The sequence below is a fragment of the Microvirga sp. 2MCAF35 genome, assembly GCF_052115545.1.
In the GTDB taxonomy this organism is placed as follows: Bacteria; Pseudomonadota; Alphaproteobacteria; order Rhizobiales; family Beijerinckiaceae; genus Microvirga.
Genome location: NZ_JBFRGW010000005.1, coordinates 60,618 through 82,161 on the forward strand (window position 1 = coordinate 60,618; position 21,544 = coordinate 82,161).

Consider the following 21,544-nt stretch of genomic DNA (forward strand, 5'->3'; position numbering starts at 1 on the left):
TTAAAACGGGCTTACGCCGCCCAGGGTCCAGCATCAAGGCCCTTGGATCAAGGGGCGACGACCGTCGAGGGCACTTTCCCCTGGAGAAGAGCGGTTACGGAGCTGGGGGCGTGCACTGAACCGACGATGATCGAGAGCTTACTCTCGCGCGCCAGGGCGAACGCCGCCGTATCCATCACCTTCAGGTCCTTGGCGATGGCCTCGTCATGAGTCAGGCGGTCGAATCGAATGGCAGCCGAGTCCTTCTTCGGATCAGCCGAATAGACGCCATCGACCTGGGTCGCCTTCAGGACCGCGTCGCAGCGCAGCTCGGCCGCACGCAGGACGGCAGCCGTGTCGGTGGTGAAGAAGGGGTTGCCTGTGCCTCCCGCCAAAACCACCACTTGTCCTTTGTCGAGGTGGTGAAGAGCCGGCTGACGGGCATAGGTCTCGCAGATCGTCGGCATGGAGACCGCCGACATGGTTCGAGCGGGTACACCCGCGGCGTTCAGAGCCGTCTCGACGGCGAGGGAATTCATGACCGTGCCGAGCATGCCCATCGAATCGGCGGTGGGGCGGTCGATCCAGCCGGCGGCGCTCATGCGGGCACCGCGAATGATGTTGCCGCCACCGATGACGACTGCGATCTCGAAACCGGCGCGGGTGGCCTGAGCTAGGTCTTCGGCCAAGGAAGACAGGATCTGAGTGTCGAGCCAGTAGCCGTCGGGAGCCATCAAGGCCTCACCGGAAAGCTTCACCAGGATGCGCCGGAACGTTGCCATCATCAGACCTTTCTTTTCGAGACCTCTCATGAAAACGGCGGCTGAAGAGCCGCCGTTTACTTGGGTTCGATTTAGGCCTTGAGACCGGCCTGGGCGGCCACTTCCGCCGCGAAGTCCGGAGCCTCCTCCTTCTCAATGCCCTCGCCGAGGGCATAGCGGACGAAGGCCTTGAGGGTGACCGGCTTGCCGGCCTTGGACTCGGCCTCCTTGAGGACCTGGGTCACGGTCTTCGACGGATCGTGCACGAAGGGCTGCTCCAGGAGGGTGACTTCCTTGAAGTAGCTCTTCAGGCCGCTCTCGATGATCTTCTGCATGACATGGTCCGGCTTGCCGGCGTTCTTGTCGCGCAGGATGGCGCTCTCGCGCTCGACGGTCGCCTGATCGACGCCGGAGGCATCGAGGGCCACCGGGTTGGTGGCGGCCACGTGCATGGCGATCTGGCGGCCGAGCGTGCTCAGGGCATCGACGTCACCTTCGGACTCGAGCGCCACGAGAACGCCGATCTTGCCGAGGCCTTCGCTCACGGCGTTATGCACGTAGGAAGCAATCACGCCCTTCGAGACTTCGAGCTTGGCGATGCGGCGCAGGGTCATGTTCTCGCCGATGGTGGCGATGAGCTCCTGCAGGCGGTCCTTCACGGTCGTGGAGGAGCCGGGGAAGGTGGCGGCTTCCAGCGACTCGATGGTGCCGTTGCCCATCAGGCCGATCTTGGCGGCTTCGCGGACGAAGGCCTGGAACTGATCGTTGCGGGCGACGAAGTCCGTCTCGGAGTTGACCTCGAGGATCGTGGCCGTGTGACCAGACGACTCGACAGCCACGAGGCCCTCAGCCGCGACGCGACCGGCCTTCTTGGCGGCCTTAGACAAGCCCTTCTTTCGGAGCCAGTCAATCGCGGCCTCCATGTCGCCATTGGTCTCGGCGAGAGCGGCCTTGCAGTCCATCATGCCGGCGCTGGTCGTCTCGCGCAGCTCTTTCACCATCGCAGCGGTAATGTTCGCCATGGCTTTTCCTTTCAAAGGTTCACGCATAGAGGGAGCCCGGCGCTCGTGGAACGCCGGGCTCGATCATTCGTTCAAGCGGCGCTGCATCTTGCGGCGCCGTAAGGCTTACGCAGCAGCGGCTTCGATCATCGAGCGGGCCTGGTTGATCCAGCCGTCACGCTCGAGGCGGCCGTTCAGCTTCAGGTCCTTGTCGAGCTGGGCAACATCGCCCGCCTGCATGGCGGCCAGCTGCCAGTAATGGAAGATACCGGCTTCGTTGAGCTTCTTCTCGAGCTGCGGGCCGACGCCGTTCAGCTTGGTCAGGTCGTCGGGAGCGCCACGGGGGGCAGCCAGACGCTCGAACTGCTCGCCTTCGTAGGCGGCGACAGGCGTGTCGTTCGCCGGAAGCTCCTCGGCCATCGGGTTCTCGGACTCGCCGATGTCGATGCCCATGGCGCCGGCGCCACGGGAGATGCCGTCGAGAGCGGCGCGGGCAATGAGGTCGCAGTAGAGCGAGATCGCGCGGCCGGCGTCGTCATTGGCCGGAACCGGGAAGGTGATACCGTCCGGATCGCAGTTCGTGTCGACGATGGCAGCCACCGGGATGCCGAGGCGCTTGGCCTCCTGGATCGCCAGCTGCTCCTTGTTGGTGTCAATGATGAAGATCAGGTCGGGCGTGCCGCCCATGTCCTTGATGCCACCGAGAGCGCGCTCGAGCTTCTCTTTCTCGCGGGCGAGCATGAGACGCTCTTTCTTCGTGAGGCCCTGTCCGCCGCCGGCGAGGATCTCGTCGACCTTGCGCAGGCGCGCAATCGAGCCGGAGATCGTCTTCCAGTTGGTCAGCATGCCGCCGAGCCAGCGGGCGTTCACGTAGTATTGAGCCGAGCGCTTGGCCGCATCGGCAACCGCATCGGAAGCCTGACGCTTGGTGCCAACGAAGAGCACGCGACCGCCCTTGGCCACCGTGTCGCTGACCGCTTGGAGGGCGCGGTGCAGCATCGGAACCGTCTGGGCGAGGTCGATGATATGGATGTTATTGCGGGTGCCAAAGATGTACTGACCCATCTTCGGGTTCCAACGGTGGGCCTGGTGGCCAAAGTGAGCGCCAGCCTCAAGCAGGCTGCGCATCGAGAAATCGGGAAGCGCCATAGTTTATTCTCCGGTTAAGCCTCCGCGGAACAGTGGACCGGTCTAGCCGGCCACCGGGACACCTCAAGGGCTTATGAGGTTGATTCCGCGTGTGGGATAGGCGCGCATATAGGGGCAAGCGGCTCCAAACGCAAGCCCGACGTTACCCTGAGCCACTCAGACTATAGCGGAAAGGCTAGTTCACATGAACGTCGACGACGCCTGGCACGGCCCGGAGCGCTCCCGCGATCTGGGGGGTGGCCATGTACCTGCCTGGAAGCTTGACCTCGACCTCCCGGTCGCCGTCGTCGAGGATGAGGACGAGGGACACCTCTCCCTCGCCCCGGGCCTTGAGCCGTTCATAGACGCTGGTGATCGGACGCTCGTCCCGAAGGAAGATCCGCATGCTCTTCTGGTGCTTGGCGACAGCCTCGTCCAGGGGCTCGGCCATGCCGATCCGCGCCCTCACCTCCTCGCCTTCGAGACCCGCCTGGAGCATCAGGACCACGGCGGAGCCGGGTTCCAGAACCTCGCGCAGACGTTGAAGGCCTTCCGAGAAGATGATGGCCTCGAACTGCCCGGTCTGATCCGAGAGAGTGAGAATGCCCATCTTGTTGCCGGTCTTGGTCCGACGCTCCTGACGGTCGAGGATGGTGGCGGCGACCCGCCCCACGGAGTTGCCGGCCTTTACCGAACGGCAGAACTCGACCCAGGTTTGCACGCGCAGCTTCTTGAGAAGATCGCCATATTCGTCGAGCGGGTGGCCTGAGAGGAAGAACCCGATGGCATCGTATTCCCGCTGCAATCTCTCGGCGGACGGCCAGGGCTCGTAAGGGCCGATACGCAGTTGGACACCGGCTGCGGCGACCCCGCCGAACATGTCTATCATGCCGCCATTGGCCGCCTCGTGCGATTGCTGGGCGAGGCTCATCATGGCGTCGATGGAGGCGCAGGCCTTCGCACGATCCGGCTCCAGCTCGTCGAAGGCCCCGGCGGCGATGAGATTTTCGAGCGTGCGCTTGTTGATTGCCTTCGGATTGATGCGCCGGGCGAAGTCGGCAAGATCCTTGAAGGGTTTGTCGCCTCTCGCCTCGACCACCGCCTCGATGGCCTGCCGGCCCACGCCCTTCACGGCCGCGAGCGCGTAGAGAATCTGGCCCTTGCCCTCATCGTCGTATTTCACGTCGAAGACGACTCCCGAGCGGTTGATCGAGGGTGGGATAACCTTGAATCCGAGGCGCTGGGCCTCACGGCGGAATTCCGAAAGCTTGTCGGTGTTGTCGAGATCGAGCGTCATCGACGCGGCCAGGAACTCGACCGCGTGATTGGCCTTCAGATAGGCCGTCTGGAACGCGACCAGCGCGTAGGCTGCCGCGTGGCTCTTGTTGAAGCCGTAATCCGCAAACTTGGCAAGCAGATCGAAGATCTCGTTCGACTTCGCCTTATCGAGACCGCCCTCCTTCGCGCCGGACACGAAGCGTTCGCGCTGCGCGTCCATTTCGGCTTTGATCTTCTTACCCATGGCACGGCGCAGAAGGTCGGCGTCGCCGAGCGAGTATCCGGAGAGGACCTTCGCCACCTCCATCACCTGCTCCTGATACACGATGATACCGAAGGTCTCGCGCAGGATCGGCTCCAGCTTGTCGTGAGGATACCAATCCTTCTTGTTGTGCTCGTCCTTACCGAGCTTGCGCGCGCAATAGACCGGAATGTTTGCCATCGGGCCTGGACGATAAAGCGCCACGAGGGCGATGATGTCTTCGAAGCGGTCGGTCTCCATCTCGACGAGCGCTTTTCGCATGCCCACCGATTCCACCTGGAACACGCCGACCGTCTCGCCGCGCTGGAGCATCTCGTAGGTCTTGCGGTCGTCGAGCGGCAGGGCCGAGAGATCGATCTCGATTCCCTTTCGCCGGATGAGATCGACCGCCGTGCGCAGAACGGTAAGAGTCTTGAGGCCCAGGAAGTCGAACTTCACGAGACCCGCCTGCTCAACCCATTTCATGTTGAACTGGGTCACACGCATACCGGTCTTCGGATCTCGGTAGAGCGGCACCAACTCCTGAAGCGGACGGTCGCCGATCACCACGCCGGCAGCGTGGGTCGAGGCGTGCCGGTGCAGGCCTTCGAGCTTCTGCGCGATGTCGAGCATGCGCTTGACGACAGGCTCCTCATCGATGGCAGCCTGCAGCTTCGGCTCGCCCTCGATGGCTTGCGCCAGCGTCACCGGATTGGCCGGGTTCTGCGGCACCAGCTTGGTGAGCTTGTCGACCTGGCCGTAAGGCATCTCGAGCACGCGGCCGACGTCCCGGATCACGCCGCGCGCGAGCAGCGTACCGAAGGTGATGATCTGCGCGACCTGCTCCTCGCCGTAGCGCTGCTGCACGTACTCGATGACGCGCTCGCGCCCCTCGACGCAGAAGTCGATATCGAAGTCCGGCATCGAAACGCGTTCCGGATTGAGGAAGCGCTCGAAGAGCAGAGCGAACCGCAAGGGATCGAGATCGGTGATGGTGAGCGCATAGGCCACGAGCGATCCCGCACCCGAGCCACGGCCCGGCCCGACCGGGATGTCGTGATCCTTCGCCCACTTGATGAAGTCGGAAACGATTAGGAAGTAGCCCGGGAACTTCATGTTCCGGATGATGCCAATCTCATAGGCGAGACGGTCGCGGTAATCCTGCTCGGTCAGGCCCGGCGCCGGGCCATGGGCAGCGAGGCGCTTCTCGAGCCCCTCTTCCGCCTGCCGTTTCAGCTCCTCTCCCTCATCCAGAGAAGCGGCGTCTGGACCTGTGCCGAAATTCGGTAGAATGGGTTTGCGGGTTCTCACGCGCGTGGCGCAGCGCATGGCTATCTCGACGCTGGCCTGGAGCGCATCAGGCAAGTCCGAGAACAGCTCCATCATCTGCTGGCGCGTCTTGAAGTGATGTTCCGGCGAAAGGCGGCGGCGATCCGGATTGGAGACTATCTGCCCTTCGGCGATGGCGAGCAGCGCGTCGTGCGCCTCGTAATCCTTGGACGACGAGAAGAAGGGCTCGTTCGCCGCCACGATCGGCAGCCCGTTGCGATCCGCCAGGGCGAGCAACTCGCCTTCGATCAGGCGTTCATCTTCCAGGCCGTGACGTTGAATCTCGACATAGAGTTGATGGCCGAAGGCATTCTTCAGCACCTCGAGCCGTGCCTGTGCCAGGTCCTGGCGCGCACCGTTGCGCAGGGCGCAATCCAGTGGACCCGAGAAGCCGCCTGTCAGGGCAATCAGCCCCTCGCTGTGGGCCGACAGCACCGGTCCCATCACACGTGGGTTCTCGCCCAGCGGCACACCGAAATAGGCATGGCTCACGAGGCGCATGAGGTTGCGATAGCCCTCCTCATTCTGCGCGAGGAGCACGATGTCGGACGGCTGCGGAACCACGCGGGCAACAGGATCCGGCTCCTCGAAGCAGACAGACAGCTGGACGCCTGCGATGGGCTGGATACCGGAGCCTGCGAGCTTCTCGGAAAACTCGAGGGCGCCGAAGAGATTGTTGGTGTCGGTTAGCGCAAGAGCCGGCTGCTTGTCCGCAGCTGCGAGTTTGGCCAGTTGCGCGACCTTCAATGCCCCCTCGAGCAGCGAGTAGGATGAATGGACATGCAGATGGACGAAACCGATATCGTGAAGAATGCGCGCCATGGAACTCTACTCAGCAAACGGCACGCATAGTGGCACGATTCTTTTCTAAGGAAGCCTAACCTCCGGCCACGAGGACTATGTTCCTGTGAATCCCGGTGAGTTGTTGTGGATCCCGGTATCAAGCAATGGGAGAAAGGACCAGAGCCCAGATTGCCACGGCAGAGCCGAACATTGCCAACGAGGCGATTTCAGCGGTGGTCTCAAGGATGAAGCGAAGCATGGTGTGTTCTCCGTGTTCCCAATATGTTCATCTTTGTTCATTGGATGTTCTGTGTAAAGCGTGTGCAGAGTCCAGGCTCGAGACGGAGTCAACAGAACGTTAAGGCATACAAGCGTGCGTCGTCACCCGCGCTGACCACGCGTCTCCCAATGTGAATTTGAAGGATTGCCCTTAAGGCAGCTGGACGATCAGGCCATCGCGGATCGTTACGCGCCGGTCCATGCGGGCTGCGAGATCCAGGTTGTGCGTGGCGATCAGGGCCGCGAGCTTGGACGCTCGGACGATGGCGACAAGCGTCTGGAAGACGCGATCAGCCGTGTTGGGGTCGAGATTCCCCGTCGGCTCGTCGGCCAGAAGCAGACGCGGCGCATTGGCGACTGCTCGGGCGATCGCGACGCGCTGCTGCTCTCCGCCTGACAGTTCGCCAGGACGGTGATCGAGGCGCTTGCCCAAGCCTAGGAATGTCAGAAGCTGCGTGCCGCGATCCTGGGCTTCCGTCTTCGACAGGCCGCGGATGAGTTGCGGGATCACCACGTTCTCAAGGGCTGAAAACTCGGGCAGGAGGTGGTGGAACTGGTAGACGAAGCCGAGTTCCTCGCGCCGGATGCGGGTGCGCTCCTGATCGTTCATGGCAGCGGTCTGCTTCGAGCCGACGAAGACCTCGCCGCCATCGGGCCTCTCGAGCAAACCCGCGAGATGAAGCAGGGTCGACTTGCCCGTGCCGGATGGTGCGATGAGCGCAACGATCTCACCCGGCCAGATCGCGAGATCGGCGCCGCGCAGCACTTCGAGGAAGCCGTCCCCTTGCGGGTAACGGCGTTCGACCTTGGAGAGGTACAGGGCGGGTTGGGCTTGAGTCGGCGACATACTTATCCGTAACGCAACGCTTCGACGGGATCGAGCTTCGCGGCTCGCCAGGAGGGATACAGGGTCGCTAGGAGCGACAGCACCATGGCCATGATGAGGATGGTCGCCACTTCAGTGGGATTCACCTCTGCCGGCAACCGGCTCAGGAAGTAGAGCTCCGCCGGGAAGAGATTGGTATTCGTCAGCCGGGAGATGACGTCGCGGATCGTCTCGACATTGAGCGCCAGCAGCAGCCCCAGGCCGAAACCCGCGATGGTGCCGACGATGCCGATCGACGCCCCCGTGATCAGGAAGACGCGCATAATGGCGCCGCGCGTCGCTCCCATGGTGCGCAGGATCGCAATGTCCTCCGACTTGTCCTTCACGAGCATGATGAGCCCGGAGATGATGTTGAGCGCCGCCACCAACACGATGAGCGTCAGGATGAGGAACATGACGTTCCGCTCGACTTCGAGCGCGCCGAAGAACGTTCGGTTGCGCTGGCGCCAGTCGGTCATGAGGATCGGGCGCCCCGCCGCCTCGTCGATGGCGACACGAGCCTCGTCGACCCGGTCCGCGTTATCGAGATAGACCTCGATGAGCTGCACGTCGTTCTGGCGGTTGAAGTAGTTCTGCGCCTCGGTCAGCGGCATGAACACGAAGGTCGAGTCGAACTCCGACATGCCGATCTCGAAGATCGCCTTGACCGGGTATCCCTTGACCCTGGGCGCCGTGCCGAAGGGGGTCGAGGCTCCACGCGGCGTGATGATCGTGAGAGTATCGCCGGCCTGGAGAGAGAGCGCATCGGCGAGCCGCCGGCCGATGGCGACCCCCTCGCTGTCCTCGAAGTTCTCCAGCGTACCCTGGCGCAGATTGCCGGCGATATGATCAATCTTGCGCAGGTCCTCCGCCCGTATGCCGCGAACGAGGATGCCGCTGCCGTTATATTGGGAGGAACCGAAAGCCTGCCCCTCAACAAGCGGGATTGCCCGCTTGACGCCGGGCACTGCCGCAATGCGCGCAGCGACCTCCGGATAATCAGTAAGGGGACTTTCGAGCGGCGCAACGAAGATGTGGCCGTTGATACCGACGATCTTGTCGAGCAGCTCCTTGCGGAAGCCGTTCATCACCGAAAGCACCACGATCAACGTGGCCACGCCGAGCATGATACCAAGGAAGGAAAACCCCGCGATGACCGAGACGAAGCCCTCCCGCCGCCGCGTGCGCAGGTAACGCCCTGCGAGCATCCACTCGAAGAGCGAAAAGGGCTTCGTTCCCGTCGGGGTCGTCTTGGCGTCTCTTTCCTTGGCCATAGCCGCCTATTTACGAATCGTGAGCCGAGTGACCACGTCGTCGAGCGCAAGGTGCTCGCGCTCTCCGGTGGCGCGATTTTTCAACTCTACCTTGCCTTCGGCAAGCCCCTTCGGTCCGACCAGGATCTGCCAGGGAACGCCGATAAGGTCGGCCGTGGCGAACTTGCCGCCGGGACGCTCGTCCCGGTCGTCATAGAGAACATCGCGTCCCGCGGCTCCCAGCTCGCGATAGAGCTGCTCCGAGGCGGCATCGGTCGCGGCGTCCCCGACCTTCAGGTTCAGGACCGTGACGTCGAAGGGAGCGACTGCTTCGGGCCAGATAATACCGTTCTCGTCGTGGCTCGCCTCGATGATGGCTGCGATGAGGCGGCTCGGGCCGATACCGTAGGAGCCCATATGGACGGGCTTCTCCTGCCCGTCGGGCCCCATGACCTTCGCGCCCATGGGCTCGGAGTACTTGGTTCCGAAGTAGAAGATGTGGCCGACCTCGATACCGCGAGCCGACATCTTCTTGTCCTCCGACACCGCTTCGAAGGCCGCTTCATCGTGCATCTCGGACGTGGCGGCATAGAGCGACGTCCATTTGTCGACGGTGCTCTGAAGACCGGCCACGTCGTCGAAATTCGTCTCGGCCGGCGGAATGTCGAAGTTCAGGTAATCCGCGTGGCAGAACACCTCGCTCTCGCCCGTCGAAGCCAGGATGATGAATTCGTGGCTCAGGTTTCCGCCGATGGGGCCCGTATCGGCGCGCATCGGGATTGCCTTGAGGCCCATGCGGGCGAAGGTGCGAAGGTAGGCCACGAACATCTTGTTGTAGGAATGCACGGCCCCGGCCTGATCCAGGTCGAAGGAATAGGCATCCTTCATCAGGAACTCACGCGAGCGCATGACGCCGAAGCGCGGACGCACCTCGTCGCGGAACTTCCATTGGATATGGTAGAGGTTCAGTGGCAGATCCTTGTAGGATCGCACATAGCCCCGGAAAATCTCCGTCACCATCTCCTCGTTAGTCGGACCGAAGAGCATTTCGCGCTCATGCCGGTCCTGGATGCGCAGCATCTCCTTGCCATAGGCATCGTAACGGCCGGATTCTCGCCACAGGTCCGCCGACTGGATCGTGGGCATGAGAAGCTCGATAGCGCCGGAGCGGTTCTGCTCCTCGCGGACGATGGCATTGACCTTGTTGAGCACCTTCAAGCCAAGCGGCAGCCAGGCATAGATGCCTGCCGCTTCCTGGCGGATCATACCGGCGCGCAGCATCAGGCGGTGAGACACGATCTCCGCCTCTTTCGGCGTCTCACGGAGAATGGGGAGGAAGTAGCGGCTCAAACGCATGGGACGCCTTTAGGTCTCGATCAGAATAGGAAATAGGTAGCGACTCGCTTCCAGCACACAACACAGGCACCACTCAAAAGACAAGCTGTGATCGTCTTGACGGGCCTGCGGCGAGATGGATTAGACCAAAGATCAATACAAGAAATGCCGAAAAATGCATCAGGGCGTGCCTACAAAAGGTGACACCGCAGGGCAAGGTGACTATAAACGAAATCCTAACGCCTTGGACCTTCAAAGGTCGGAGGCTACGGTCCGAGTTTCGGGAGGAACAAGATCCCCAAGCGCCAAGAGGCGCTGGTCTGAGAAAGCCAGGGATCAAAAATTGCCAAAAGGCAGTTTAGGCAAGGCGAAAGCCTTGCTTTTCTTTTTTGGCTTCCCGGATCTGCTTCCGATCAGAGACCCGCCAGTGGAAAGACTGCGGCGGCGATGACGAGAACGACGGATGCGACGAGCGTCGTCCAGATCGCCTTTTCCTGCAGAGCTGGAAGCGATGGGGCTCCGGGCTCGCTTCCACGGACGACATCTCCGGTCTCAGCTTGGCTGCGAATGCCGAAGGGCAGAACGGCGAAGAGCAGGATCCACCAGATCACGAAGTAAAGCGCCAGGCCTCCGCTCACCCTGAGACCAAAAACGCTGACACTGATGGCGACAGCGATTCCCGACACGATCATCACGACGGCGATCGTGGACCAGAGCGACCCTGCGAGATTTTTTACAAAGCTTATCAACACCTTGTCCTCAGGCCTGCTCAAGTTCTATGAGCGTGCCGTTGAAATCCTTGGGATGCAGGAAAAGCACGGGCTTTCCATGGGCTCCGATCCGTGGCTCGGCTGAGCCAAGCACCCTTGCACCGGAATTCACAAGCTGATCCCGCGCCGCGATGATATCATCCACCTCGTAGCAGACGTGGTGCATGCCGCCATCTGGGTTCCTCTCCAGGAACCGGGCGACGGGCGATTCCCCGCCCAACGGCTCTAGGAGCTCTATCTTGGTGTTGGGAAGGGTAATAAAGACGACCGTCACGCCATGCTCTTCCAGAGCTTCGGGCGCCGAAACCTCGGCCCCGAGCGTCTTGCGATACATTTCAGCGGCAGCTGCGATGTCGGGCACAGCGATGGCGACATGGTTGAGACGTCCGATCATCGGAACTTTCCCTTTCAGGCCTCGATGACGAGTACGTGGCAGGCGGGCTTCTTGCCCCATTCCTGGTTCACCGCCGCACGGACAGCCCGATGAACCGCATTTTCGACGGCCTCCGGATCCCGCCTCTTGGCTTTCGGCAGACTGTCGAGCAGATCGCCCACCGTATCGGCAATGATGTCGGTCAGATCCCGCCCTTGGCGATTCTTATCAGGCAGGCCCATGGCATCGATCACGGGGTCGCCGACGAGCTCGCCTCGGTTGTCGATAGCGATAGCCACGGTGACGATGCCGGCGAAAGCAAGTTTACGGCGCTCCGGCAGGGCCCGTTCGCCAGCTCCGATGACGATATTGCCATCGCGGTAAAGGCGGCCCGCCGGAATGTTGTCGACGATCTCGGCCGTGCCCGGGGCAAGGCGCACGAGGGCTCCGTTCTTGGCGCGCACGACTTCCGGCACACCTTGGGCTCTGGCGAATTTCGCATGCTCGCTCAGGTGCAGCGGCTCGCCATGGGCGGGAATGGCGATGCGCGGCCGGGTCCACCGGTACATCTGCTCCAGCTCTCCGCGACGAGGGTGGCCGGAGACGTGGACAAGCTCCGTGCGGTCGGTAATGACCTCGATACCCTGCTCGATCAGGCTGTTGATGATCGAGCCGACACCCTTCTCGTTACCTGGGATAGCCCTGGATGAAAAGATCACCCGGTCGCCCGATGAGAGTGCGATATCCGGGTGCTCGTCCTGGGCGATCCTGGCAAGAGCTGCGCGGGGTTCGCCCTGGGAACCCGTCAGGATTGCAACGATCTTGTCGCGGGGAATGTAACCGAAGTTCTCCGCAGAGCGGAATTCGGGCAGGCCCTCCAGATAGCCGCACTCCTTGGCCACCTCGACGACTCTGTCCATGGCGCGGCCGACCACCACCACATCACGTCCGCACTCGCGGGCCGCCTCCGCTACGGAGCGGATGCGGGCAACATTCGACGCGAAGGTGGTAACCGCGACGCGATGGGGCGCGTCCTTGATCAGCTGAGCAAGATTCCTGGCAACGTCGGACTCGCTTGGGCTGGTGCCCTCTCGGACCACGTTGGTGGAATCGCAAACAAGTGCCAGCACCCCCTCGTCTCCCAACGCGCGGAAGGCGCCCTCCGATGTCAGGCTGCCGAGGTAAGGGGTATTGTCGAGCTTCCAGTCGCCCGTATGCACCACGAGCCCTCGAGGCGTACGGATGGCGAGCGCATTCGACTCCGGGATCGAGTGGGCGACCGGCACGTACTCGATATCGAAAGGGCCAAGCTTCAGGCGCTGGCCGGGCACGATCTCGTTGAGGTCGACCTTCGGTGCATCGGGCTCCGACAACCGCCGCGTCTCCAGAAGACCGATGGCGAACTTTGTCGCATAGACTGGAGCCTGGAGGCGTGGCCACATCTCGACGAGCGCGCCGATATGGTCCTCATGGGCATGGGTGATGAAGATGCCCAGCAAATTGTGGCGTTCTTCCTCGATGAAGCGCAGATCAGGATAGACGAGGTCGATGCCAGGCAGGTTCTCCTCACCGCCGAAGCCCATGCCGCAATCGACCAGAATCCACTGCCGCTCAGCCTCCGATCCGAAGCCGTAGAGCGCGGCATTCATTCCGATTTCGCCGAGCCCTCCAAGAGGGAGAAAGACCAATTCGTCCTGATTGGATGCCATTCAATTCAAAACCTTCTCGAGCCAGCCGCAGGCTTGGCTATATCGTGCAGCAAATTGGGAAAATAAAGGTCGCCTGCATCGATGAGTTCCAAGCCGCAAGGGCTTTTCAACTGCAAGCGTCCGAACCTGTCGAGCCCCTCGAATGTTCCCTTCTTCTCACCCGAAGGCAAGCGGAGCGTCACCTCCTGCCCGACGCCTGCGGCACGCTCCAGCCAGAGCCGCCGGATTGCGCCGAAGGGATCCGATGCATTCATCCTCGACGATGTGCGCCATGCGGAGAACGTCCGGGCGAAGGCGGAGGACAGGGCGTGGAGGACGTCGCCCCTGTCGAGCCCTGACCGAAGCGTCTGCAAGGTCGTTGCCGGGTAAGGCGTCCCGGTGGGCGCGAAAGCGACGTTCACCCCGAAGCCGATGACAATGGCGAGAGCCCCGTTAGGCCGAAGTCGATGCCCCTCCAGCAGCAGGCCGGAGACCTTGGCGCCGTCGAGCAGAAGGTCGTTCGGCCATTTCAACAAGAGGCGCGGAGCACCAATTCCCGTCACGGCCTCGACAGCCTCATGCAAGGCAAGCCCGGCGACGAAGCCGAGCTGTGGGGCGGAGGGCATGTCGCACGGATCAATCAGAAGCAGGCTGGCATAGAGATTGCCAGGAGGCGACGACCATTGCCTGCCGTGCCGCCCCCTACCCGCCAGCTGCTCGGCTGCAGTGATCCAGAGTTGCCCTGGATCACCGTCACGCGCAGCCTGGAGAGCATCGTCGTTCGTCGAGCCCGTCGCCTCAAGCGAGAGAAGCCGATAGCCGGCGGTCTCGGTCTCGGGCGACAGATGCACGATCAGAACAAGGAGCGCGCAGCGGCGCCCGCGGCGTTGACGATAGGAGCCGGCACCAGCCAGAACAGCAGTACCACGGCGCTCGACACCACGAGAACGAAGCTCACGCCCGGGGACATGCGCTCGAACCGCTCGACCGGCGCATCGAAGTACATGACCTTTACGATCCGCAGATAGTAATAGGCACCGATCACGCTCGTCACGACACCGATCACCGCAAGCGTCACCAGATTGGCTTGGATCGCGGCAGCGAAGACGTAGAACTTGGCGAAGAAGCCTGCCAGCGGCGGAATTCCGGCCAGAGAGAACATCATCATCGCCAGGCAGAACGCCAGGGCCGGATGGGTTCGGGCGAGACCGGAGAGATCGTCGATCGACTCGAACATCACGTTGCCACGGCGCATACCGAGAATGACCGCGAAGGTGCCGAGCGTCATGGCAAGGTAGATCGCCATGTAGATGACGACGCCCTGGATGCCCTCGGGCGTGCCGGCTGCAAGGCCGATCAGCGCATAGCCCACATTGCCGATGGAGGAATAGGCCATCAGGCGCTTGAGGTTGCGCTGGCCGATAGCCGCGAAGGAGCCGAGCGCCATCGAGGCGATCGAGATGAAGACGATGATCTGCTGCCACTGGACCAGGATGCCAGGGAAGCAATCGATGAAGACGCGGGTGGCCATGGCCATGCCGGCCATCTTGGGCGCGGCGGCGAAGAAGGCCGTCACGGGGGTCGGCGAACCTTCGTAGACGTCCGGCGTCCACATGTGGAACGGCACGGCGGAGATCTTGAAGGCAATGCCGGCTGACACGAACACGAGGCCGACAATGGCGCCGATGCCCACATTCCCCTGCAGGACCCCGGCGATCACCGGGAAGGACACGCTGCCGGCGAAGCCATAGACCAGCGACGCACCATACAGCAGCATGCCCGAGGAGAGCGCACCCAGCACGAAGTACTTCAGGCCGGCCTCGGTCGAGCGCCCATTGTCACGGTCGAAGGCCGCGATCACATAGGACGAGAGGCTGAGTAGCTCGAGGCCGAGATAGAGAGCGATCAGGTCGTTCGCCGAAATGACCATCATCATGCCGATGGTCGAGAGAATGATCAGGATCGGGTACTCGAACCGGTAGATCCCCTCACGGCGCATATAGTCCAGGGAGAGGATGATGCCGCCGGCCGAACCCAGAAGCGTCAGCGCCTTCATGAACTTGGCAAACTGGTCGACCACAAAGGAGCCGGCCATGGTCTCGACACGCTCGCCGGGCAGCATCAGCACCGCCACGAAGGTGACGGCGAGAAGCGCCAGAGCGATGATGCTCATGCCGTAGCCGGGACGCTCGCCGCGGAACGCGCCGAACAGGACCAGGACGAGGACTCCGACTGCCATGAGGATCTCTGGCAGCATCGGACCGAAAGCTGGAATGGTGAGGGCGGGATTCATCGGAACCTCAGTGTGCGGCGACAGCGGCCGTTTTCACGGTGGCGAGCGCAGCCTGAACGTTGCTCATGAGCGCATCCGTCGGAGCCGCGAAGGCGTCGAGGATGGGGCCGGGCTGCACGCCGTAATAGATGATGAGCAGGATGAGCGGCGCGAAGGTGATGATCTCGCGACGGTTCAAATCCTTGATGCCCTGGAGGGCTGGCTTGTCGAGCGGTCCGTAGACCACGCGCCGGTACAGCCAGAGCGCATAGGCGGCCGAGAGGATCACACCGCTCGCGGCGAAGAAGGCAACCCAGGTATTGGACCGGAAGGCCCCCATGAGGGTCAGGAACTCGCCGATGAAGCCGGAGGTGCCGGGAAGCGCCACGTTCGCCATGGTCAGGATGAGGAACACGACCGCATAGAGAGGCATCCGATTCACCAAGCCGCCATAGGCCTTGATCTCGCGGGTGTGCATCCGGTCATAGATCACGCCGACGCTGAGGAAGAGCGCGCCCGAGACGAGGCCGTGGGAGATCATGGTGAACATGGCACCCTGAATGCCCTGCTCGTTCATGCTGAACAGGCCCATGGTCACGAAGCCCATATGCGCCACTGATGAGTAGGCGATGAGCTTCTTGATGTCCTCCTGCATCAGCGCGACCAGCGACGTGTAGATGATCGCGATGACGGAGAGAGCGTAGACCAGCGGCGCGAAATAGAGCGACGCATCCGGAAACATGGGAAGCGACACTCGGACGAACCCGTAGCCGCCCATCTTCAAGAGAACGCCCGCCAGGATCACCGAACCTGCCGTCGGCGCTTCCACGTGCGCATCCGGCAACCAGGTGTGAACCGGCCACATTGGCATTTTTACTGCAAAGGAGGCAAAGAACGCCAGCCAGAGCCAAATTTGCAGGTTCGAAGCGAACTTGTAGGCAAGCAGGGTCGGAATGTCGGTCGTGCCGGCGGTCCAGTACATGGCCATGATCGCCAGCAGCATCAGGACAGAGCCGAGCAGAGTGTAGAGGAAGAACTTGAAGCTCGCGTAGATGCGCCGCTTGCCGCCCCAGATGCCGATGATGAGGAACATCGGGATGAGGCCTGCCTCGAAGAACAGGTAGAACAGTACGAGGTCGAGCGCGCAGAACACGCCGATCATCGTGGTTTCGAGCACCAGGAAGGCGACGAAGTATTCCTTCACCCGGGTTTCAATCGAATCCCAAGAAGCCAGGATGCAGAACGGCATCAGGAACGTGGTGAGCAGGACGAGCGGCATGGAGAAGCCATCGACGCCGAGCTTGAACCGGATCGTGTCGGTCAACCAGACATGACTTTCCACGAGCTGGAACGAGGCCGCCGCGATGTCGAAGCGCGCCCAAGCCACGAGCGACAGCAGGAAGGTCGCGATGGTCGTCGCAAGAGCGGCCCAGCGGGCGTTCGAGCGAGCAGAATCGCTGTCGCCACGCAGGGTCAGGATGAAGGCCGCTCCGACGAGAGGAAGGATCAGAAGGCCGGAGAGGATGCCGAAGCCGAGCATTAGTGGGCTCCCCTGAAGAGATAGAAGGTCACGAGAGCGGCAACGCCGATCAGCATCGCGAAGGCATAGTGGTAGACGTAGCCGGTCTGGACACGCACCACGCCACGCGTCACATCGAGGACGCGCGCCGAGATGCCGTCAGGACCGAGCCCATCGATGATCCGCTGGTCGCCCGTGCGCCAGAAGAAGCGCCCGATGGCCATGGCCGGCCGCACGAAGATCGCATCGTACAGCTCGTCGAAGTACCACTTGTTCAAGAGGAAGCGGTACAGGATCGGGTGATCGGCCGCGAGCTTCGCCGGCTGCTTGTTGTCGATGATGTACATGTACACAGCGACCAGGAAACCGAGGATCATCATGATTGTGGGCAGCAGCGGGACCCAGCCCGGGAGATGGTGCATCGTCTCCAGGATCTCGTTCTCGGGACGGGTGAACAGGGCCCCCTTCCAGAACTCCTGGTAACCCTCGCCGATGAAGGCACCGTGGAATACGAAGCCGGCAACGACCGCTCCGATGGCCAGCACGAGGAGCGGCAGAAGCATCACGAGAGGGCTCTCGTGAGGCATGTGCGAAGCATGGTGGCCATGCTCGTGCTGAGCATGTGTCGCAGGTTCCACATCCCGGTTATGATCGTCATGCTCCACGCCTTCATGATCATGCGGCGCATGGGCATGATGGTCGTGGTGGCCCCAGCGGGCGCTTCCCTCGAAGGTCAGGAAGAACAGACGCCATGAGTAGAACGAGGTCATGAAAGCCGCGACGACGGTCGCCAAGAAGGCAAAGGAGCCTGCTGACGAGTGAGCTGCATAAGCCGCCTCGATGATCGCGTCCTTCGAGTAGTAGCCTGCCGTGAAAGGGAAGCCGGTGAGAGCCAGGGTTCCGACAGCCATCATCGCCGTGGTGAAGGGGATGTAGCGACGGAGCGCTCCCATGTGGCGGATATCCTGCTCATGGTGCATAGCATGGATGACCGAGCCGGCGCCGAGGAACAGCAACGCCTTGAAGAAGGCGTGCGTGAACAGGTGGAACACGCCGGCCCCATAGGCTCCGACACCCAGGCCGACGAACATATAGCCGAGCTGCGAGCAGGTCGAATAAGCGATGACGCGCTTGATGTCGTTTTGGACCAGACCGACGGTCGCAGCGAAGAAGGCCGTAATGCCACCAATGACGGTGACGACCGTCAGAGCCGCCGGAGCGTACTCGAAGACCGGCGACAGGCGGGCGACCATGAACACGCCGGCGGTCACCATGGTGGCGGCATGGATGAGCGCGGAAACCGGAGTCGGGCCTTCCATCGCGTCCGGAAGCCAGGTGTGCAGCAGGAACTGAGCCGACTTGCCCATGGCGCCCATGAACAGCAGCAGGCAGGCGATGGTCAGGGCGTGCCACTCGATCCCGAGGAAGTGGAACTTCGCATCGGCGAACTCGGCCACGCGCGGGAAGATCTGGTCGAAGGTAACGCCGTTGAACAGGACGAAGATCGTGAAGATACCGAGCAGGAAGCCGAAATCACCGACGCGGTTGACGATGAAGGCCTTCATGGCAGCCGCGTTGGCGGAATCCTTCTGGTACCAGAAGCCGATCAGCAGATAGCTCGCGAGGCCCACGCCTTCCCAGCCGAAGAACATCTGGACGAGGTTGTCCGCCGTCACCAGCATGAGCATGGTGAAGGTGAAGAGCGACAAGTAGGCGAAGAAGCGCGGGCGGTGCGGGTCCTCATGCATGTAGCCGATGGAATAGAGATGCACGAGCGCCGAGACCGTGTTGACCACCACCAGCATCATGGCGGTTAGCGTGTCGATGCGGAATGCCCAATCGACCTGAAGGTCGCCCACGGACATCCACTGAGCGATCTGCACCCGGATCATCGGCTCTTCGCCGAAGCCCACATGGATGAAGGACACCCAGGAGAGGACCGCCGCCACGAACAGCAGAGCTGTGGTAATGATCTCGCTCGGCCGAGCGCCGAGGAGGCGCCCGAAAATGCCTGCGATGAGGAAGCCGACGAGCGGCAGGAAGACGATTGCGTGATACATGTTCGTTTACTTCGCCAATCCGTTCGGGCTTAGCCCCTCAACCTGTTGACATCCTCGACCGCGATCGAGCCGCGGTTGCGGAAGAACACCACCAGAATGGCAAGGCCGATCGCCGCCTCCGCCGCCGCGACCGTCAGGATCAACATGGCGAAGATCTGGCCGACGATGTCGTTCAGATGGGTCGAGAACGCGACCATGTTGATGTTCACCGCGAGCAGAATGAGCTCGATCGACATCAGGATGACGATCACGTTCTTCCGGTTGATGAAGATGCCAAAAACCCCGAGCGTGAAGAGCACGGCAGCGACGGTGAGATAATGACCCAGTCCGATAACCATTGCCTGCCTCCTTAGATACCCTGACGGAAGGGAACCTTCCGCACCTCGACGGCTGTTTCCTGCGTCCGGGCGTTCTGCTTGGAAATGTCCTGGCGCCGGACACCGACGCGCTCGCGCAGGGTCAGCACGATGGCACCGATCATGGCGACCAGCAGGATCAGGCCGGCGGCCTGAAAGAAGTAGAAGTAACGGGTGTAGAGCACCTGGCCGAGAGCCTCGGTATTGGTCATGACCTCGGGCGACGGAATGGGAACCGCCGGCGAGCGGACGAGGCCCGGGTCGATGGAATAGGCACCGACAACCAGGATCAGCTCGAGCAGGAAGATCACCCCGATCACCCCGCCGATGGGCAGGTATTGCAGGAAGCCCTGGCGGAGCGCAGCGAAATCCACGTCGAGCATCATGACGACGAAGAGGAAGAGCACCGCGACCGCGCCCACATAGACGATGACCAGGATCATCGCCAGGAACTCGGCTCCCATCATCAGGAACAGGCCCGCCGCGTTGACGAAGGCCAGAATGAGAAACAGCACCGACTGCACGGGATTGCGGGAAGCAATCACCATGAAGCCGGAGGCGATCGTGATCGTCGCGAACAGATAGAAGAAGGCGGCGGTAACCGTCATGCTCAGCTTAAGCCGCTAAAGAGCGGCCCCTTCCGACGTGGCCCCGGAGAATCCGGCGGCCTGTCTATAAAATCCGAATCCGACGGGCACAACCCGCCGGACCTGCTTGACCCCTGCCCTTATTGGCAGAAAGAGCTCTTACCGGTACGGCGCTGTCTTCGCGATGTTGCGCGCGATTTCCCGCTCCCAGCGCTCCCCATTCTCGAGAAGCTTGGCCTTATCGTAATAGAGTTCCTCGCGGGTCTCCACGGAGAACTCGAAGTTCGGCCCCTCCACGATGGCATCCACCGGGCAGGCCTCCTGGCACATGCCGCAATAGATGCACTTCACCATGTCGATGTCGTAGCGCGTCGTGCGACGGGTGCCGTCGTTGCGGCGCGGACCGGCTTCGATGGTGATGGCCTGGGCCGGGCAGATGGCCTCGCAGAGCTTGCAGGCGATGCAGCGCTCTTCCCCGTTGGGGTAGCGGCGCAGGGCGTGCTCGCCGCGGAAGCGAGGTCCGCGATGGCCCATTTCGAACGGGTAGTTGAGTGTGGCCTTCGGCTTGAAGAAGTACTTCACCGTCAGGACGAAGCCCGAGATGAACTCCTTCAGCAGGAGGGACTGAGCGATGCGGTCGAGCTGCATGGCCGATCTCCTTTAGCGGACGCCCGGCGCATTGCCGGTCGCCATCAGGACGGCTGCCACGATCACGACCATCGCCAGGGAAAGCGGAAGGAAGACCTTCCAACCGAGGCGCATGAGTTGATCGTAGCGGTAGCGTGGAACCAGGGCTTTCACCATGGCAATGAGGAAGAAGAGGAAGCTTGCCTTCAGCACGAACCAGATCACGCCCGGTACCCAGGTAAAGGGTGCAAACGGGATCGGTGACAGCCAGCCGCCGAGGAACAGGATCGTGCCGAGCGCGCACATGGTCATGATGGCCACGTACTCGCCGAGCATGAAGAGCAGGTACGGGGTGGAGGAATACTCGACCATGTAGCCTGCCACGAGCTCGGATTCGGCTTCCGGAAGGTCGAAAGGCGGGCGGTTCGTCTCGGCCATGGCCGAAATGAAGAACACCACGAACATCGGGAAGAGCGGCAGCCAGTACCAGCCGAGGATGCCCAGGCGGGTGTTCTGCGATTCCACGATAGCCGACAGGTTCAGCGTTCCCGCGCACATGAGGACCGTCACGATCACGAAGCCGATGGAGACCTCGTAGGACACCATCTGGGCCGCGGAGCGGAGGGCGCCGAGGAACGGGTACTTCGAGTTCGACGCCCATCCGCCCATGATGACGCCGTAAACGCCGAGGGACGAGATCGCGAAGATGTAGAGAATGCCCACGTTGATGTCGGCGATCGCCCAGCCCGCATTGAGCGGAATGACCGCCCAGGCGGCGAGCGACAGGGTGCACATCACCAGGGGGGCCAGCAGGAACATGCCCTTGTTGGCCGGCGCCGGGATCACCGGCTCCTTCAGGACGAACTTCAGCAGGTCGGCGAATGACTGGAACAGACCCCAGGGACCTACGACGTTCGGGCCACGGCGCAGCTGGACCGCCGCCCAGACCTTGCGGTCGGCATAGAGGGCATAGGCGATGAAGATGAGCAACGCCACCAGCATGAGCAGGCTCTTGCCCAGCATGATCGCGACTGCGAGGAGGATGTCTCCAAATTCCATG

The 21,544-nt window shown here is 62.2% G+C and carries 18 protein-coding genes; all 18 read right to left on the minus strand.

Translation table 11 applies throughout. The features are described 5' to 3' along the window. Positions 1–47: 47 nt before the first annotated feature. The 18 genes from pyrH to nuoH all read right to left on the minus strand — a co-directional run bounded on the left by pyrH (position 48) and on the right by nuoH (position 21,543). Complete coding sequence (gene pyrH, locus AB4097_RS03930) at positions 48–761, minus strand: UMP kinase (RefSeq protein WP_442037372.1); 714 nt, start codon at positions 759–761, stop codon at positions 48–50. Positions 762–832: 71 nt separating this feature from the next. Then, a complete protein-coding gene (gene tsf / locus AB4097_RS03935; protein WP_442037302.1) occupies positions 833–1,762 on the minus strand; it encodes a translation elongation factor Ts in 930 nt (309 codons plus the stop codon). 105 nt (positions 1,763–1,867) lie between these two features. Next, positions 1,868–2,890, minus strand: a complete 1,023-nt coding sequence (locus AB4097_RS03940; RefSeq protein ID WP_442037303.1) for a 30S ribosomal protein S2 — start codon at positions 2,888–2,890, stop codon at positions 1,868–1,870. Between the two features lie 175 nt (positions 2,891–3,065). Further along, a complete protein-coding gene (gene dnaE, locus AB4097_RS03945; protein ID WP_442037304.1) occupies positions 3,066–6,539 on the minus strand; it encodes a DNA polymerase III subunit alpha in 3,474 nt (1,157 codons plus the stop codon). A gap of 391 nt (positions 6,540–6,930) precedes the next feature. Further along, positions 6,931–7,626, minus strand: coding sequence for an ABC transporter ATP-binding protein (locus AB4097_RS03950; RefSeq protein ID WP_442037305.1), 696 nt, complete (start codon positions 7,624–7,626; stop codon positions 6,931–6,933). A 2-nt stretch (positions 7,627–7,628) separates the two neighbouring features. Then, the gene (locus AB4097_RS03955; RefSeq protein ID WP_442037306.1) at positions 7,629–8,918 is read right to left on the minus strand and encodes a lipoprotein-releasing ABC transporter permease subunit; all 1,290 of its coding nucleotides are present in this window, start codon (positions 8,916–8,918) and stop codon (positions 7,629–7,631) included. Between the two features lie 6 nt (positions 8,919–8,924). Beyond that, a complete protein-coding gene (proS, locus tag AB4097_RS03960) occupies positions 8,925–10,253 on the minus strand; it encodes a proline--tRNA ligase (RefSeq protein WP_442037307.1) in 1,329 nt (442 codons plus the stop codon). A gap of 392 nt (positions 10,254–10,645) precedes the next feature. Continuing rightward, the gene (locus AB4097_RS03965) at positions 10,646–10,984 is read right to left on the minus strand and encodes a DUF1467 family protein (RefSeq protein ID WP_442037308.1); all 339 of its coding nucleotides are present in this window, start codon (positions 10,982–10,984) and stop codon (positions 10,646–10,648) included. A 7-nt stretch (positions 10,985–10,991) separates the two neighbouring features. Beyond that, positions 10,992–11,396, minus strand: a complete 405-nt coding sequence (mce, locus tag AB4097_RS03970; RefSeq protein WP_442037309.1) for a methylmalonyl-CoA epimerase — start codon at positions 11,394–11,396, stop codon at positions 10,992–10,994. Positions 11,397–11,410: 14 nt separating this feature from the next. Next, positions 11,411–13,084 carry a ribonuclease J gene (locus tag AB4097_RS03975; RefSeq protein ID WP_442037310.1) on the minus strand — a complete coding sequence of 558 codons (1,674 nt, stop codon included), beginning with the start codon at positions 13,082–13,084 and terminating at the stop codon, positions 11,411–11,413. A gap of 5 nt (positions 13,085–13,089) precedes the next feature. Further along, on the minus strand, positions 13,090–13,914 hold the full coding sequence (locus tag AB4097_RS03980) for a biotin--[acetyl-CoA-carboxylase] ligase (protein ID WP_442037311.1): 825 nt from the start codon (positions 13,912–13,914) through the stop codon (positions 13,090–13,092). 2 nt (positions 13,915–13,916) lie between these two features. Continuing rightward, positions 13,917–15,356, minus strand: a complete 1,440-nt coding sequence (gene nuoN / locus AB4097_RS03985) for an NADH-quinone oxidoreductase subunit NuoN (RefSeq protein WP_442037312.1) — start codon at positions 15,354–15,356, stop codon at positions 13,917–13,919. Positions 15,357–15,363: 7 nt separating this feature from the next. After that, on the minus strand, positions 15,364–16,875 hold the full coding sequence (locus AB4097_RS03990) for an NADH-quinone oxidoreductase subunit M (RefSeq protein WP_442037313.1): 1,512 nt from the start codon (positions 16,873–16,875) through the stop codon (positions 15,364–15,366). Next, a complete protein-coding gene (gene nuoL / locus AB4097_RS03995; protein ID WP_442037314.1) occupies positions 16,875–18,914 on the minus strand; it encodes an NADH-quinone oxidoreductase subunit L in 2,040 nt (679 codons plus the stop codon). The genes AB4097_RS03990 and nuoL overlap by 1 nt, the downstream gene beginning before the upstream one ends. Before the next feature lie 29 nt (positions 18,915–18,943). Then, positions 18,944–19,252, minus strand: coding sequence for an NADH-quinone oxidoreductase subunit NuoK (nuoK, locus tag AB4097_RS04000; protein WP_114943804.1), 309 nt, complete (start codon positions 19,250–19,252; stop codon positions 18,944–18,946). 11 nt (positions 19,253–19,263) lie between these two features. Further along, positions 19,264–19,878, minus strand: a complete 615-nt coding sequence (locus tag AB4097_RS04005; protein ID WP_009491125.1) for an NADH-quinone oxidoreductase subunit J — start codon at positions 19,876–19,878, stop codon at positions 19,264–19,266. 138 nt (positions 19,879–20,016) lie between these two features. Continuing rightward, positions 20,017–20,505, minus strand: coding sequence for an NADH-quinone oxidoreductase subunit NuoI (gene nuoI / locus AB4097_RS04010; protein WP_009491124.1), 489 nt, complete (start codon positions 20,503–20,505; stop codon positions 20,017–20,019). Between the two features lie 12 nt (positions 20,506–20,517). Next, entirely contained in the window at positions 20,518–21,543 is a 1,026-nt protein-coding gene (gene nuoH, locus AB4097_RS04015) for an NADH-quinone oxidoreductase subunit NuoH (protein WP_442037315.1), read from the minus strand. Position 21,544: the final 1 nt, after the last annotated feature.